This is a genomic window from Comamonas sp. DB36 (assembly GCF_057914905.1).
In genome coordinates this window covers 351,145-365,842 of sequence record NZ_CP196632.1, presented here as the reverse complement: position 1 = coordinate 365,842, position 14,698 = coordinate 351,145, and the positions used below count along the sequence as shown (strand labels likewise).

13 protein-coding genes are annotated in these 14,698 nt (G+C 68.5%); 2 read left to right on the top strand and 11 right to left on the bottom strand.

The annotated features are described in order from the left end of the window. Positions 1 to 29 precede the first annotated feature (29 nt). Positions 30 to 998, top strand: coding sequence for a Bug family tripartite tricarboxylate transporter substrate binding protein (locus ACSVDO_RS22655; protein ID WP_489597358.1), 969 nt, complete (start codon positions 30 to 32; stop codon positions 996 to 998). Between the two features lie 12 nt (positions 999 to 1,010). Here ACSVDO_RS22655 and ACSVDO_RS22650 read toward each other — a convergent pair whose 3' ends face one another. The 10 genes from ACSVDO_RS22650 to ACSVDO_RS22605 all read right to left on the bottom strand — a co-directional run bounded on the left by ACSVDO_RS22650 (position 1,011) and on the right by ACSVDO_RS22605 (position 12,790). Next, a complete protein-coding gene (locus tag ACSVDO_RS22650; protein ID WP_489597357.1) occupies positions 1,011 to 4,445 on the bottom strand; it encodes an AAA family ATPase in 3,435 nt (1,144 codons plus the stop codon). Beyond that, positions 4,442 to 5,683, bottom strand: a complete 1,242-nt coding sequence (gene sbcD, locus ACSVDO_RS22645) for an exonuclease subunit SbcD (RefSeq protein WP_489597355.1) — start codon at positions 5,681 to 5,683, stop codon at positions 4,442 to 4,444. Before sbcD ends, ACSVDO_RS22650 begins: the two co-directional genes overlap by 4 nt. Before the next feature lie 74 nt (positions 5,684 to 5,757). Further along, complete coding sequence (locus ACSVDO_RS22640) at positions 5,758 to 6,765, bottom strand: Bug family tripartite tricarboxylate transporter substrate binding protein (protein ID WP_489597353.1); 1,008 nt, start codon at positions 6,763 to 6,765, stop codon at positions 5,758 to 5,760. Positions 6,766 to 6,815: 50 nt separating this feature from the next. Further along, a complete protein-coding gene (locus tag ACSVDO_RS22635; protein WP_489597351.1) occupies positions 6,816 to 7,733 on the bottom strand; it encodes an SDR family NAD(P)-dependent oxidoreductase in 918 nt (305 codons plus the stop codon). A gap of 10 nt (positions 7,734 to 7,743) precedes the next feature. Continuing rightward, on the bottom strand, positions 7,744 to 8,559 hold the full coding sequence (locus ACSVDO_RS22630) for an enoyl-CoA hydratase/isomerase family protein (protein ID WP_489597350.1): 816 nt from the start codon (positions 8,557 to 8,559) through the stop codon (positions 7,744 to 7,746). Next, a complete protein-coding gene (locus ACSVDO_RS22625; RefSeq protein WP_489597349.1) occupies positions 8,552 to 10,264 on the bottom strand; it encodes an AMP-binding protein in 1,713 nt (570 codons plus the stop codon). Before ACSVDO_RS22625 ends, ACSVDO_RS22630 begins: the two co-directional genes overlap by 8 nt. 114 nt (positions 10,265 to 10,378) lie before the next feature. Beyond that, positions 10,379 to 11,164, bottom strand: coding sequence for a helix-turn-helix transcriptional regulator (locus ACSVDO_RS22620; protein WP_489597347.1), 786 nt, complete (start codon positions 11,162 to 11,164; stop codon positions 10,379 to 10,381). A 124-nt stretch (positions 11,165 to 11,288) separates the two neighbouring features. Further along, on the bottom strand, positions 11,289 to 12,038 hold the full coding sequence (locus ACSVDO_RS22615; protein ID WP_489597345.1) for a YdcF family protein: 750 nt from the start codon (positions 12,036 to 12,038) through the stop codon (positions 11,289 to 11,291). Positions 12,039 to 12,118: 80 nt separating this feature from the next. Next, positions 12,119 to 12,448, bottom strand: a complete 330-nt coding sequence (mdtI, locus tag ACSVDO_RS22610) for a multidrug/spermidine efflux SMR transporter subunit MdtI (RefSeq protein WP_332548401.1) — start codon at positions 12,446 to 12,448, stop codon at positions 12,119 to 12,121. 3 nt (positions 12,449 to 12,451) lie between these two features. Then, complete coding sequence (locus ACSVDO_RS22605) at positions 12,452 to 12,790, bottom strand: DMT family transporter (RefSeq protein ID WP_489597343.1); 339 nt, start codon at positions 12,788 to 12,790, stop codon at positions 12,452 to 12,454. Positions 12,791 to 12,907: 117 nt separating this feature from the next. Here ACSVDO_RS22605 and ACSVDO_RS22600 point away from each other — a divergent pair, with 117 nt between their 5' ends. Further along, positions 12,908 to 13,774, top strand: coding sequence for a LysR family transcriptional regulator (locus ACSVDO_RS22600; RefSeq protein WP_332548399.1), 867 nt, complete (start codon positions 12,908 to 12,910; stop codon positions 13,772 to 13,774). On the opposite strand, the gene ACSVDO_RS22595 is transcribed toward ACSVDO_RS22600, so the two are convergent. After that, entirely contained in the window at positions 13,755 to 14,672 is a 918-nt protein-coding gene (locus ACSVDO_RS22595) for an SMP-30/gluconolactonase/LRE family protein (RefSeq protein ID WP_489597341.1), read from the bottom strand. The genes ACSVDO_RS22600 and ACSVDO_RS22595 overlap by 20 nt on opposite strands. Positions 14,673 to 14,698 lie beyond the last annotated feature (26 nt).

The window sequence follows — 14,698 nt, the reverse complement described above, 5'->3', positions numbered from 1 at the left end:
AAGAATCGCTTCATCCAGGAGACAAGACAATGCAACGCCTCACCGCAATCACCGCCCTGCTGGCCCTCGCGGGCCTGGCCATTGGCAACGGGGCCGCCGCGGCCGACAAGTATCCATCGAAACCCGTCAAGATCGTCGTGGGCTTCCAGGCCGGCGGGCCGACCGACGTGGTCGCACGTTTGGTAGCCAAGGCCTTGCAGGATGAGCTCAAGGGTGCGTTTGTCGTCGAGAACAAGCCCGGCGCGACCAGCAACATCGCCTCAGAGACCGTTGCCGCGGCCCAGCCCGACGGCTACACCCTGCTGCTCGCCGCCGCGCCGCTGACAATGAACAAGTTTGTCTTTCCCAAGCAGAAGTTCGACCCGCTCAAGAGCTTCGAGCCGGTCTCCAAGATTTCCTCGGCGCCCGGCGTGCTGGCCGTGAGCCCCAAGATGCCTGTGAAGACCTACAAGGAGTTCGAGGAACTGGCGAAGAAGAAGCCCAATGCGCTGAGCTACGGCACGACCGGCGCCGGCGGCACCCAGCACATGGCGACCATGCGGCTGGAGCAGCTCACGGGCATAGACATGCTGCATGTGCCCTATTCGGGCGGCTCGGGCGTGCTCAACGACCTGATTGCCGGTGTGGTCGACTCGGCCTTCATGACGTCGACCGGCGCCATGCCTAATCTGCAGGCCGGCAAGGTGATTCCGCTGGCGATTGCCGGCCCGGTGCGCCTGCCCGGCCTGCCCAATGTGCCGACGTTTGCCGAACTCGGTCTGCCCGGCATGGTGTCCGACTCCTGGAACGGCCTGCTCGCGCCGGCCGGCACGCCCCAGCCGGTGATCGACCAGCTGGCCCGGGCCATCGCCAAGGCCGTGCAGTCCAAGGAGTTCAAGGACACGCTGATTCCCCAGGGCGCGGTGCTGATCGGCAATTCGCCCGCCGAGTTCAAGTCGCAGCTGCAGGCCGAAGTCGTGCACTGGTCCGAGCAGTTCAAGAAAGTCAAGCTCGACTGACCGACCTCGGGCTCAAATCAACAGCTTCGAGTAGCCCACGCCCCCGCCCTTCTCCACCCGGATCTGCGCGGGAATGCGCTGCTTGAGCGCCTCGACATGGCTGATGATGCCAATCATCTTGCCGCTGGCGTTGAGCGCATCGAGCGCCGTGAGCGCGACTTCGAGCGTATCGCCGTCGAGCGTACCAAAGCCTTCGTCGAGGAACAGCGAATCGATCGAGGTCTTGCGGCTCACCAGATCGGACAGCGCCAGTGCCAGCGCCAGGCTCACCAGGAACGACTCGCCGCCCGACAGCGTGCGCGTATCGCGCGCCACGTCGCCCTGCCAGCTGTCGACGATGTCCATCTCCAGCACCCCTGTGGGCTTGCGCACCAGCAGATAGCGGCCATGCAGGCGCAGCAGATGCCGGTTGGCCAGATGCAGCAGATGGTCCAGCGTCAGCCCTTGCGCGAACTTGCGGAACTTGTCGCCCTTGGCCGAGCCTATCAGGCCGTCGAGGTGCTGCCACAGGTCGCTGTCCCGGGCCTGCAGCGCGATCTGCGCGAACAGCGCCTGCTGGCTTTCGCGCCGCCGGGCATCGTCTTGCAGGCGCGCATTCGCCGCGCCGCGCTGCGCGCCCAGCTGCGCACGCTCGTCTTCCAGCGACTGCAGGCGCTGCAGCACCACATCTGGCGCGTCGCCCGTGAGCGCCTGGGCCTGCAGTTGCGCCTGGCGCTCGCGCGCGGCCGTCTGCCGCACCCGCTGCTGCTGCACGGTCTCCTGCAACTGCTGCTGCAGCGCGGCGAGCTGGTCGCGCTCGGCCGCTGGCAGCAGCGCCTGCAGATAGGCCTCTTCATCGGCGAACGCGCTTTGCTGCAGCGCCTGCTGCCATGCGGCCTGGGCATCGGCGGCTTCGCGGGTTTGCACATCGAGCGTTGCCTGGGCCTGCAGCGCCTGGCCTTGCAGGCCGGCGAGCTGCTGCGCGCCCTGCTCCATCAACGCCAGGCATTCGGCGAGATCGCGGGCCGGCGCCGGCGCCGGCCCCGTCGCCAGCGCTTCCTGTTCGCGCGCGCGCTGTGCCCACAGCAGCGCCAGGGACTGGGCCGCATCGCGCAGCGGCTGCTGCTGGGCCATGGACTGGGCGAGCTGCTGCAGCCGCGCCTCGCCGGCCTGCCATTGCTGCCAGGCGCCTTGCTGGTGCTGCAGCCATTGCGCGGCTTCCTCGGGCGACGGCACTCCGCCATGGCCGGCGTCGGCCAGTGACGCCTGCAGTTGGGCTTGCAGCGCTGCAGCTGAATGGGCCAGTGTCTCCAACCCTGCCTGCGCGGCTGCGGCGCGCGCCGTCGATTCCTGCAGCGTCTGGTCGGCCAGCGCCTGGGCATTGCGCGCCGTGAGCAGCGCGCGTTCGGCCGCGCCGGCGCGCTCCCCGGCGTCGCGCAGCGCGCGTTCGGCGCGCTCCACGGCCTGCAGCGTTTCGCCCAGCGCGCCCAGCGCCTGCGCGCATTGCGCCTGGGCATGGGCCAGCCGCTCGGGCTGCTGCCAGCCGGCGTCGGCTGGCGCCAGCTGCGCGGGCAGTTGCGCGCACAGCGCCGCCCAGGCCTGCGACCAGCGCCCCGCGAGATCGTGCTCCAGCGCCGCGCGCTGGGCCTGCAGCGCACGCTGCGTGGCTTCGATGCGCGCGAGTTCCTCGGTCGCGGCCTCGCCCTGCTGGCGCAGCGCATCGAGTTCGGCACGCCGCTGCGCGAGCTGCTGGCGCGTGGCCGAAGCATCGAGCGCCGCATAGCTTTCGACCGCCGGGTGTTCGAGCGCACCGCACAGCGGACAGGCTTCGCCGGGCTGCAGCGCCTGGCGGTGTTCGGCCAGGCTTTGAATCAGCTGCTCGCGCTCGAGCAGTTGCTGCTGGCTGTTGACCAGTTCATTGGTGAGCTTCCACTGGCTGCGCAGCTGCGCGCGCAGCGCGGCCTGCGCCTGCTGTTTCTGGGTCGCTTGCGCCTCGCCCTGCTGCAGCGCGTGCAGCTGCTGCTCCAGGCCCTGGCGCTCCTGCGCGCGTTCCTGCAGCCCCTGCCAGCTGTGCGCCTGCGCCTGCAACTGCTGCCAGCGCGCGCGCAGCGTGGCGCTGTCGCCCTGGCCGTCGAGCAGCATCTGCAGCGCGCCGCCCGCGGTGTGCGCCGCGGCCTGGGCTTGGGCCTGCGCCTGCTGGGCGGGCGCGATGCGCGCCGCCGCCGCCGCGGCCTCCTGCGCGGCCTGGGCCACCTGCAGCTGCAGCGCGTTTGCGCCCTGCTGCTGCGCGCTGTGCTGCTGCTGCAGCGCGGCGCGCTGCTGGAACTGCTGGCGCCAGCCGCCGAGCAGTTCGCCCAACTGGGCGTCGGCCGCATGCGCTGCGCGGTACTGCGCCAGGGACTGCTGCTCGATGGCCAGGCGCTCGAGCTGCTGCTGTGCGTCTTGCGCGGCCTGACCCGCGAGTTGGCGCGCCTGGAGATGGTGGTGGGCCTGATCGCTGCGCAGCTGCTGCGCGGCCTGCGCGAGCCGGGCCTGCCGAGACTGGCTTTCGCTGCGCGCCGCCTCGGCGCGCTGCCAGGCGAGATGCAGCGGCTGCAAGGCCTGGGCCGGAGCGCTCAGCGCCAGGCGCTGCAGTTCGGGCGCGGCTTCGGCCAGGGCCTGCTGCGCCTGGACACAGGCGCTGGCCGCGGCCTGCAGGTCCGCGCCGGCCTGGGCCAGCTGCTGCAGCCATTGGTGCTGGGCCTGGGCCGTCGCACAGGCCTGCTGCGCGCCGGCCAGCGCTGCCTGCAGGCGCTGGTCATCGGCCAGCAGCGCCGCACGCTCGTCGTCGGACAGCAGTTGCACGCCGTCGGCCTGGGCCTGGTGGCGGGCCAGCGTCTGGCGCGCTTCGCGCGCGTTCTCGAACACCGCCGTGGAGATGTCGCCATAGATTTCCGTGCCCGTAAGTTCCTCGAGCAGCTCGGCACGCTCATTGGCGCTGGCCGTGAGAAATGCCGCAAAGCCGCCCTGGGCCAGCAGCATGGATTTGGTGAAACGCGCGAAGTCCAGGCCGGTGATCGCGGTCACGCGCTTGAGCTTGTCGTTGCTCTGGGTGCTCAGGATCTGGCCTTCACGCGTCGCCAGCTCGACCTTGGGCGCCTGCAGCGCGCCGTCCACGCGGTCACGCGCGCGCCGCTGGCTCCAATGGGCGCGGTAATGCTTGCCCTGGACTTCGAACTCCACTTCGGCCATGCAGTCGGCCGTGTGGCGCGTCATCAAATCGTTGGCCGAAGCGCTGAGCGTACTCAGCCGCGGCGTCTGGTGGTACAGCGCCACGCAGATCGCGTCCAGCAGCGTGGACTTGCCCGCGCCCGTGGGCCCGGTGATGGCAAACAGGCTGCTTTCGGTGAACGGTGCCTGGGTGAAGTCGATGGTCCACTCGCCCTTGAGCGAGTTGAGGTTCTTGAAGCGCAGGCTGTTGATCTTCATTCGGCATGCCCCTCGGCGGCGGCCTGCAGGCGCGCCACGACGCCGCGATAGCGTTCGCTGAGCGCATCCTGCAATTCGGGCGCCAGCGTCTCCTCGGCCAGCCGGCGCGCAAACACTTCATCGGGAGTCAGCTCATCGAGCGACTCACGGCCCTGGGCCGCGAGCTGCGCGGCCTGCGGACCGCGCTGGCGCCGGATGCGCAGCGTCTCCAGCGGCAGGCCCTGTACCAGCGCCTCGACGCGCGCCGCGAGGTCGTTGAGATAGTCGTCGTCCTGCACCGTGACTTCCAGCCACACGGGCCGCTCGGCCGTGCCACCGGCCGCGGCCGCCTGCAGCAGCGGCGGCAGGGCCGCAAGACTCGCGCTGACCGCGACCAGCGGCTGGAACACCGGCACCGGCAAGGCCGTGACGGACTGCAGGCCCTGGGCATCCAGATCGACGATCAGCACCTGCTTGGCCTGGCGTGATTCATCGAAGCCCAGTGCAATCGGCGAGCCGCAATAACGGATGTGTTCGAGTCCGCCTACTTTTTGCGGCTTGTGGATATGGCCCAGAGCGATGTAATCGGCCGCTGGAAAGGCGTTCGTGGGAAAGGCTTCAAGCGCGCCCACATAGATTTCGCGCACCGACTCGTTGCTGCTCGCGCCCACCGTGGTCAGATGGCCGGTGGCGATGATGGGCAGGCTGCGCCCCAGCGACACCTGCAACTTCGTCTGCAGCAGCTGCGCCTTCGCATATACCGCCTGGTAGGTGGCCTGGATCGCGGACTGCAGCGCCTGCTGCTTTTCCTGCGCCGTCTGCCCGGCCTGGCTTTGCACCACGTCACGCGCACGGATGAAAGGCAGGGCGCAGACGATGCAGCCGGGCTCGCCGCTGCGCAGCGCCAGGGTCACGACATGCGCGTCCATGTCGCCCACGGCGGCGATCACCGTGGTGTCGAGGCAGGCCAGCAGCGAGAGATTCTCTTGAAGCACGCTGACCGAATCGTGGTTGCCGCCCAGCAGCAGCAGGGCCACGCCCGCCGCATGCAGGCGTGCGACCAGCTGGCTGTAGAGCGCGCGTGCATAGCTGGGCGGCGCACCGGTGTCGAAGATGTCGCCGGCGATCAGCACCGCATCCACGGCCTGGACCTGGACCTGTTCGAGCAGCCAGTCCACCAGCGCCTGGTGCTCGGCCTCGCGGGTCTTGCCCATGAAATGCTGGCCCAGATGCCAGTCGGAGGTATGAAGAATGCGCATAGGGGCCTATTGTCCTACCCCCCGAGGTCGGGCGCCTGCGTTCTAGCTGCTAAAAAAGGCGCGCGCGCCCGGCCTCAGAAGCGCTTCATTCCCGTGCCCTTGACGATCTCGGCCCAGCGCTGGGCTTCGTCCTTGACCATCTTCTCGGCTTCGGCCTGGGTGCTGCCCAGCACCTGGAAGCCGGCTTCGCCCAGCGTGTTCCTGACCTGGGCGTCGCCCATGACTTCGACGATGGCGGCATTGAGCGTGTTGACGATGGCACGCGGCGTGCCCGTGGGCACGAAGAATGCCATCCAGGACGAGAAATTGACCTTGGGCAGGCCGGCTTCGGCAAAGGTCGGCAGCTCGGGCAGCAGCGCCGAGCGCTGGTTGGCCGTGGTCGCGAGCGCGCGCATCTTGCCGCCCTTGAGCTGGGCAATGCCCAGGGCCGTGGTCACAAACGCGGCTTCGGCGTCGCCCGAAATGATGGCGCTGACTGCGTCGCCCGTCGAGCGGTAGTGCACGGGCTCGATCTTGAAGCCGCCCTGGGTCGCGAACAGCTCGGCGCCGAAGTGGCCGGGCGTGCCCGCGCCAAAGGTCGCGAAGTTGACCTTGGTCGCCCGGCCCTTGACGCCGCTCACGAACTCCTCGACGGTCTTGTAGGGCGAGTGCGCGGGCACGACCAGCAGGAAGTTGGCGCGCGCGACTTCGGTCACGGCGACCAGTTCCTTGAGCGGGTCGTAGCGCAGGTTCTCGAACGCCGAAGGCGCGATGCTGATCGAGCCGACTTCGGCAAGCAGCACGTTGTAGCCGTCGGCCGGCGTCTTGGTCGCGAGCTGGACCGCGATCTGCCCGCCCGCGCCCGCGCGGTTTTCCACCGTGACCGGCTGCCTGAGCTTGTCACCGAGCTTGATGCCGACGATGCGCGCCACGGTGTCGGGCCCGGTTCCCGGAGGAAAGCCGACGCTGACCTTGACGGGCCGGTCCGGGTAGCCCTGGGCCAGGGCCAGGCCGCCAGGCAGCGTCGCCAGCAGGCTGGCGGCCGTGAGCGTGAGCACGCCGCGGCGGCTGGGGGCAAAGGAGGAAGAGGGGGTGGATTTCATGTCTCGTCTTATGGTTGGTTTTATCGGTGCTGCCGCCTGCGCGGCAGCGTTCACACCGGCAACTGGATGTCGTCGCCGAAGGGCTCGTGCTGCCGGCCCACGCCCGTGGCCCAGCTGCGCGCGATGGCCTCGGCATCCCAGCCGCCGTCGCGCAAGGCGACGCGCACTTCCGTGGGCTGGGACCACAGCGACAGCTTGTCGCCGCCTATGCCTATGCACTGGCCCGTGATCTGCGCGGCCTGGGCCGAAGCGAGGAATACCAGCAGCGGCGCCACGTCCTCGGGCGTTCCCAGGCCCAGGCCCTGGCGCAGCGATGCCGGCAGCGGCTCGCCGCGCCCGGCCGCCTCGGCGAAAGGCTGCAGCGCGGGAATGCTGGCCACCATCTGCGTCATGGCCACGGGAACAATGGCGTTGACGGTGATGTGGGCGCGCGCGCATTCCGTGGCCCAGGTGCGCGCCATGGCGGCGATCCCCGCCTTGGCGGCCGCATAGTTGCCCTGGCCGAACTTGCCGCGCTGGCCTGAAATGGAGCTCACCAGCACCACGCGCCCGCCCTGGCCCTGGGCGCGCATCTGGCGCACCGCGGCGCGCGCGCAGGTGAAGCTGCCGCGCAGATGCGTCTGCGTCACCAGATCGAACTCTTCGTCCGACATGTTCCACAGCACGCGGTCGCGCAATATGCCGGCATTGGTGCACATCAGGTCCAGCCGGCCGAAGCTCTCGACCGCGCGCGCCACCAGCCGGTCCGCGGCCTCGGTCGTGCCCACGGCGACCACCTCGGCCACGGCCTGCCCGCCTTCGGCTTCTATCAGCGCGACCGCGCGCGCCGCCGCCTCGGCGTCCACGTCATTGATCACCACGCCGGCGCCGGCGCGCGCCAGCGCGCGGGCGAAGGCCAGGCCCAGGCCGCGCCCGCTGCCGGTCACGATGGCCGATTGGCCCGACAAATCCATGCTGTTCTCGTTCATTGCGGTCTCCTCAACGTCCCGTGAAGCGCGCTGCGCGCTTTTCCATGAAAGCGCGTGGTCCTTCACGCGCATCCTGCGAAGCCATCACCAGGCGCTTGGCCTCGTTCTCGATGGCATAGCTTTCATCCAGTGCCAGGCCGCTGGTCGCGCGCACGGTGCGCTTGACGGCCTGCACCGCCAGCGGACCGTTGGCCGCGATGCGCTGCGCCAGCGCCCACGCGCGCGGCAGCACGTCGTGCGCCGGCACGACATGGTTGATCAGCCCCAGGCGCTGGGCCTGGGGCGCGTCGACCGGCTCGCCCGTCAGCAGGAACTCCATGGCCAGCGCATGCGGAATCTGCCGCGTGAGCCGCACCAGCGCGCCCGCGAACGGAATCACGCCGCGGCGCACTTCGGGCAGGCCGAACTGCGCGTGCTCGGCGGCAATGCGGATGTCGGTGCCCAGCAGCATCTCCATGCCGCCGGCCAGGCAGGTGCCGTTGATCGCGGCGATCAGCGGCTTGTCGAGTGGATAGTCGCGCAGCGACGAAGCCGCCATCACGAATGGCTCATGCAGCACGCGCAGATCCCAGGCATCGGCCGCGGGTCGGTCGCCGCTGATCAGCGGCAGCATCGTCGCCAGATCGCCGCCCGCGCAGAACGCCTTGTCGCCCGTGCCCGTGAGAATGCCCACGCGCAGTGCGGGATCGGCGGCGAAATCGCGCAGCGCATCGGCCAGGCGGCACACCAGCTCGGGCGTGAGCGCGTTGCGCGCCGCGGGCCGGTTCAGCGTGAACGTGGCGATCGCGCCCGACTTCTCGTACAGCAGCGGCACCGCTTCAGTCATGGTGGTTTTCCTCCTGCGCCAGCGCGGCGACCAGGCGGTCGCGCAGATCGAACTTCTTGACCTTGCCGCTGGGCGTAAGCGGATAGGAGTCGACGAAACGTATGTACTTGGGCAGCTTGTGCCGGCCGATGTGGGCGCGGCAATAGGCCTGGACCGCGTCTTCGTCCAGCGCATGGCCGGGGCGGCACTGGATGAAAGCCGCCGATTCCTCGCCCATGTAGGGGTCGGGAATGCCCACCACCTGAGCCTGCTCGATGGCCGGGTGGCGCAGCAGAAAGCTCTCCACTTCGGCGGGATAGACGTTCTCGCCGCCACGGATGATCATGTCCTTGATGCGCCCCGCGATGCGGATATAGCCGTCGGCGTCCATGGTCGCCAGGTCGCCGCTGTGCAGCCAGCCGTCGGCGTCTATCGCCTGCGCTGTCTTGTCGGGCATCTTGTAATAGCCCTGCATCACGCCAAAGCCCTTGATCAGCAGCTCGCCCACCTGGCCCAGCGCCACGGGGCGGTTGTCGGCGTCGACGATCTGCACCGCAACATGCGCCAGCGGCTTGCCTACCGTCGCCGACTTGAGTTCGAAGCTGTCGCCGGCAAGCGTGCCCGTGACCATGGGGCTGGCCTCGGTCATGCCGAAGCCGATCACCGGGTCGGCGCCGAACTGCCGCTTGACCTGCTCGAGCAGCGGCACGGGAATGGGCGTGCCGCCCGACAGCACCAGGCGCAGGCTGCGCGTATCGAATTCGCCGGCCCGCGGGTGCTGCAGCATGGCGATCAGCATCGTGGGAACGCCGTGCAGAATGGTCGCGCGCTCCTGCGCGACCAGCTGCAGCAGCTTGAGCGGCTCGAACTGTATGGCCTTGACCAGCGTGCCTCCATGGCTCAGCAGTCCCAGCACGTCGACCACATTGCCCGCGGTGTGAAAGAACGGCATGGCGCTCACCATGCGGTCGCCGGCGCGAAAGCCCGCGCGCGCGCCGAACAGCCGGGCGTTGTTGATGGTGCCGCGGTGCGTGATCATCGCGCCCTTGGGCGCGCCGGTGGTGCCGCTGGTGAACTGGATCTGCGACACGTCGCCTGGCCGCACCGCCGCCTGGCGCTGCGCCAGGGCCTGGCTGGAAACGCCCCGGCCCAGCGCCACCATGGCGTCGAAAGGCAGTGCTCCCGCGCAGCCGCGCTCCGCGCCCAGCAGCACCACCTGGCGCAGATCGGCAAACGCCGCCGACGCGAGCGGCAGCGACGGCGCGCGCGCCGCCAGCTCGGGCACCAGATCGGCCAGCGCCGCGTAATAGGAATTGCCGCGGTGCTCGGCCATCAGCAGCAGCGTATGCACCTCGGCCTGGCGCAGCAGGTATTCGAGTTCGCTGGAGCGCACATTGGTATTGACGGTCACGAGAATGGCGCCGATCTTGGGCACGGCCAGTTCCAGCAGCAGCCACTCGGGCACATTGGTCGCGAGCACCGCGACCTTGTCGCCCGCCTGCACCCCCAGCGCTATCAGGCCCTTGGCGACCGCGTTGACGCGCTCGCGCAGGCCGCTGTAATCGAGCCGCAGCTCCAGGCCGTCTTCGGGATAGTGGTAAACGACCGCGTCCCGCGCGCCGCAGGCCTGGGCCTGGCGATCGAGCAGATCGCCCAGTGTCATTTCAAGAAGCTCGAAACCTTCCGCCTCCGCATCCCATACGGATGCCTCGCCGCGTATTGCCATTGCACGTGTCCCACAGAAGAAATGCCATACCGCTCGAGGCGGTGGCTTCCAATGTAGAAAGGATGCGCCAGCAACGCTGTCCTCCTGGAGGACGACAGCCGCGCGTTGTGGCGCTCAGGGCGTGACGCTGGCTATGCCCACGCGCGAGAAAAGCTCGTTGCGAAAGTGGATGTCCATGCGGTCGAAAGCCCTCTTGCGGTAAGTTTTCACCGTGGTCAGCGAAACGCCCAGATCGACAGCGATGCCGTCCAGGCTCAAGCCCGCGAGAATGCGCGCGCACACGTCGAGCTCACGCTCGGTCAGCTTGGCCGCGTCGAGCTGCAGGCGGCTGCGCCAATGCGCGATCCAGTCGCGCGGCGAACGCGCGGGCGGCGCGAGCTCCACATGCTTGTGCGCCAGCGCCAGCAGCACCGGGCCCACGGTCTCGAACGCCGCCAGATGACGGTCGCTGAACGCGCGCTGGTGCCGGTGCCGATAGAGATTGACCGCGAAGATCTGCCCGCCGGCCTGCTGGCGCACGATGGAAATGCGCTCGGCGACGCCATGGGCGTCGTAGACGCGCTGGCGATGCTCGTCGGGTACTTCACCGGAAGTGATATGACACAGGTGGGCGCGGCCCGCGTCGGCGCCATCCCATTGAAGCGTGCGGTCCTGGGCATGGGGGCCGGTCAGATAGGCCTGCCAGCAGTGGGTGGTGCGGTCAGGCACCTCGTGGCTCGCAGAAAAATACATCCGCGGCTCGCAGCCCACCTGATAGGCGTTCCAGGAGGCCGCGGGAATCAGCGACTGCAAGGTGGCCAGCGCTGTGCCCGCGAAGCCGCGCGTACCCACCGATTCGATCAGCGACACCGTGGTGTCCGGAGCCATGTGCTGCGCCCCGGTTGCGAGCCAGTTTCTCATGTCCCCTCCAGCAGATTGTTCCCAGCGCAGTCTGCGCTGCGCCATATGCCCTGGAACGTAGCCCAGTTGTACGATGGCGTCCACAGGGATTACAAGGATGGCGCGCTGAGTTCCAGCCAGCCCGTCAGCCACGGCTGCGTTGCAGCTCACCCACCGCGATGCGCGCGTGGTAGCGCGCGATGTTCAAGTATTCATGCAGCGCAAGATCGGCGGCGCGGAAGTTGTGCGCCGTCGGCAGCGTGGACTTCACGGCGCACAGGTGGTCGGAGCGCACCTGGGTCGCCGCGACGCCGAAGTGCGAAAAATACAGCTGACTGCGCCGCAGATGCACGCCGGAAGAAACCAGCACCACGTGGTCGGCAGCGAAATTGCGCAGCACGTCGCTGGTCAGCTGCGCATGCTGCCAGGTGCCGGTGCTGTGGGTCTCGACCAGCACGTCGGCCGCGTCCATGCCCAGCGCCAGAAACGCATGCCGGTAGACCAGCGCATCGGCGACTCCGGTGCAGCGCGCATCACCGCCGCTTACGATGATCTTGCACTGTGCGCCGGTCTTGCGGCAGTCGCGCTGCAGCGTGGCGGCGGCGGCGATGCGTGCCTGGGCGGTGGCACCGGGCTCGACCTCGCCGGTGGCGGCGATCCTTTGCGTGTCACCGCCCAGCACCACGATCGCATTGCGCTGCGCCCAAACGCCGGCCGGCTTGATTTCATAGGCCGACTGCAAATTTTCCAGCAGCCACGCAGGAAGAATGCCGCAGCCCACTGCCAGGAACAGCAGCGCCGCGAGCGCGTACAGCGAACGTCCCGTGCGTCGCCAGCGCAGCACGGAGCAGGCCGCGGCGAGAACGACCAGTGCGGCCAGGATTGCCAGCGTCATGCGCGTCTCCCGGACGCGGCCAGGGCCAACAGGTGAGCGAAGATCGGTGGCATGGTGCTTGATTGCATGGTGAGCAGGTTTCAGGAAAGCTTGAGCAGCAGCACGCCGACGACGATCAGCGCAATGCCCACGCAGCCGCGGCGCGCCAGCGGCTGGCGAAAGAAGATCCAGCCCGCCGCCGTGGTCAGCACGATGCCCGCGCCGCCCCACAGCGCATAGGCCACCGACAGATCGATGCCCTGCACGGCCTGGGACAGCGCGGTGAAGGACGCGAGCACGCACACGATGCCCAGCAAGCCCCAGCTTTTGCGCCGCCAGCCGGAAGAATGCTTGATGAAGACATTGGCCGCCACTTCGAGCAGCACGGCCAGTGCCATGTACGCATAGTGGATGAATTGTGCGTTTTGCATGGTTTACTCCTGGGCCGGCTTTCCGCTGGCGTTGACCAGCACCACGCCGGCCACCAGCACCGCCATTCCCAATGCCTTGAGCGGTCCTATGCTTTCGCCGAAGAAGCGCCAGCCTATGAAGGCCACGGCCGTCAGGCCCAGCGTTTCCCAGGTGGCATAGGTCACGGCCATGGGAATGTGCTCCATGGCCGTGGCCAGCAGAAAGAACGACAGGCCGATCATGGCGTACATGAACAGCAGCGCCGTCCAGCCCGCGTCCTGCGAAACCAGCTTCATGGCGCTGACGCCGACGATTTCAGTGGCCACCGCCGCGAGCAGAAAAATCCAGGGGCGCGAGACCATGTCCATCCTTGAAGTTGAGAAGAAGAACAGCGTTGTTGCCGCTGTGCCGCCATTATTTCAAGCACTCTTCCAATTGAAAAAGTCAACATCCATCTGATTTTTAGATAGAGTAGCGCCATGCACTGGACTCTGGACCAATTACGTCAATTCGTACTCACGGCCGAAAGCGGCTCTTTCAGCGAGGCCGCGCGCCGGCTGGGGCGCGCGCAGTCGGCCGTCAGCACCGCCATAGGCCTGCTCGAGGCCGACCTCGACATCGCGCTGTTCGATCGCTCACGGCGCAATGCCCAGCTCACCGATGCCGGCGAGCTGCTGCTGCTCGAAGCGCGCGAGCTGCTGCGCCAGGCGCAATCGCTGGACCAGCGCGCGCAGTCGCTGAGTGCCGGCGGCGAAGCCAAGCTGGCGCTGGCGCTGGACGAAGCCCTGCCCTATACGGCCGTGAGCACGCTGATACGCGAGATCGCCCAGCGCTTTCCCGATCTGGAACTGACGCTGCTCAACGGCACGGCGACCGAAGTCGCGGACTATGTGGACCAGCAGCGCGCGCAGATGGCCATCCATTTCGTGCGCGGCGCGATTTCCGCGCGCTTCGACCAACGCCATATAGGCACCGTGGCCCAGGGCCTGTTCGTGCCCGGCGGCCATGCGCTGACGCGGCGTCAGCCGGTGCAGCGCAAGGACCTCGTGCCTTACCGCCAGTTGATACTGCACGCCGAAGACGTGCACGAGACCGCCTACAGCCCCAAGGTCTGGCGCTCAGACAGCTTCTACAGCCTGGCCGAAATGGTCGCCGACGACCTGGGCTGGGCCATCTTGCCGGTCAACATCGCGACCGATGATACCTACCGCAAGCCGCTGCAGCAGCTCGACTGCCCGTCACTGGCCCTGCCCCAGCTGTCGGTGCGCGTGCTCTGGTGCCAGGGCTGGCAGCCCGGGCCCACCGCGGCCTGGGTGCAGACGCGTTTCACCGAGCTGCTGGCGTAGCGGCGCGCGCGGGAAACTCGGTTTCCGCAATGCCGCGCGTGCCCGGGCGCAGCGCGAACACGCCGCCCGCGGGCGAGTCCTGGGGCGTGCCTGGCAGGCGTATCGAGGTCACGAACAGCGTGTCCAGCCCCGCGCCGCCAAACGCGCACATCGCCGGCTTGCTGACCGGCACGGCAATCGAGCGGTCCAGCCGGCCCTGGGGCGTGAAGCGCAGCAGCAGGCCGGCGTCGTTGGCGCAGATCCAGTAGCCGCCGTCTTCGTCGACAGCCGCGCCGTCGGGCCGGCCCGGGTGCTGGCGCATGTCGACAAACAGCCGCTGGCCCGACATCGTGCCGTCCTGCGGGTCATAGTCGAACTGCCAGATCTGCTGCGACTGCGGGTGCGAATCGCTCAGGTACATGGTGCGCCCGTCGGGGCTGAAGGCCATGCCGTTGGGCGTGAGCAGGCCCGTGTGCAGCGGCTGCAGGTCCGCGCCGGATTCCGCGTCCAGCCCGTAGACCGTGCCCACGGCGCGCGCCGCGGCCATGTCCTGGAACATGGTGCCGGCGCGAAACCGCCCCTGGCGGTCGCAGCGGCCGTCGTTGAAGCGCATCTGCGCCAGCGGATGCTGCACCCTGGCAAGCCACTGCAGCTGCGCCGCCCCGCCCTCGGGGGCGAGCGTGGCCAGCGCAACGCCGCTTTCCAGCCCGCAGATCCAGCGCCCCCCTGCTGCGGGCGCGATGCATGCGACCTGCTCGGGCAGCAGCCAATGCACGAGGCTGGCGCCATGCGCCTGCCAGCGCCAAATCCTGCGTGCCGGAATATCGACCCAGAACAGCGCATTTTCCTCGGCACGCCACACCGGGCTTTCGCCCGTGGCATGCCGGCCATCGACCAGCAATTCGACCTTCACTTCCATCTGCCCACTCCTTTGGCCGTGACGGC

Excerpts from the sequence above, each read along its gene's own strand:
- ACSVDO_RS22655 (WP_489597358.1), top strand. The coding sequence starts at position 30 with ATGCAACGCCTCACCGCAATCACCGCCCTGCTGGCCCTCGCGGGCCTG.
- ACSVDO_RS22650 (WP_489597357.1), bottom strand. The coding sequence starts at position 4,445 with ATGAAGATCAACAGCCTGCGCTTCAAGAACCTCAACTCGCTCAAGGGC.
- sbcD (WP_489597355.1), bottom strand. The coding sequence starts at position 5,683 with ATGCGCATTCTTCATACCTCCGACTGGCATCTGGGCCAGCATTTCATG.
- ACSVDO_RS22640 (WP_489597353.1), bottom strand. The coding sequence starts at position 6,765 with ATGAAATCCACCCCCTCTTCCTCCTTTGCCCCCAGCCGCCGCGGCGTG.
- ACSVDO_RS22635 (WP_489597351.1), bottom strand. The coding sequence starts at position 7,733 with ATGAACGAGAACAGCATGGATTTGTCGGGCCAATCGGCCATCGTGACC.
- ACSVDO_RS22630 (WP_489597350.1), bottom strand. The coding sequence starts at position 8,559 with ATGACTGAAGCGGTGCCGCTGCTGTACGAGAAGTCGGGCGCGATCGCC.
- ACSVDO_RS22625 (WP_489597349.1), bottom strand. The coding sequence starts at position 10,264 with ATGGCAATACGCGGCGAGGCATCCGTATGGGATGCGGAGGCGGAAGGT.
- ACSVDO_RS22620 (WP_489597347.1), bottom strand. The coding sequence starts at position 11,164 with ATGAGAAACTGGCTCGCAACCGGGGCGCAGCACATGGCTCCGGACACC.
- ACSVDO_RS22615 (WP_489597345.1), bottom strand. The coding sequence starts at position 12,038 with ATGACGCTGGCAATCCTGGCCGCACTGGTCGTTCTCGCCGCGGCCTGC.
- mdtI (WP_332548401.1), bottom strand. The coding sequence starts at position 12,448 with ATGCAAAACGCACAATTCATCCACTATGCGTACATGGCACTGGCCGTG.
- ACSVDO_RS22605 (WP_489597343.1), bottom strand. The coding sequence starts at position 12,790 with ATGGTCTCGCGCCCCTGGATTTTTCTGCTCGCGGCGGTGGCCACTGAA.
- ACSVDO_RS22600 (WP_332548399.1), top strand. The coding sequence starts at position 12,908 with ATGCACTGGACTCTGGACCAATTACGTCAATTCGTACTCACGGCCGAA.
- ACSVDO_RS22595 (WP_489597341.1), bottom strand. The coding sequence starts at position 14,672 with ATGGAAGTGAAGGTCGAATTGCTGGTCGATGGCCGGCATGCCACGGGC.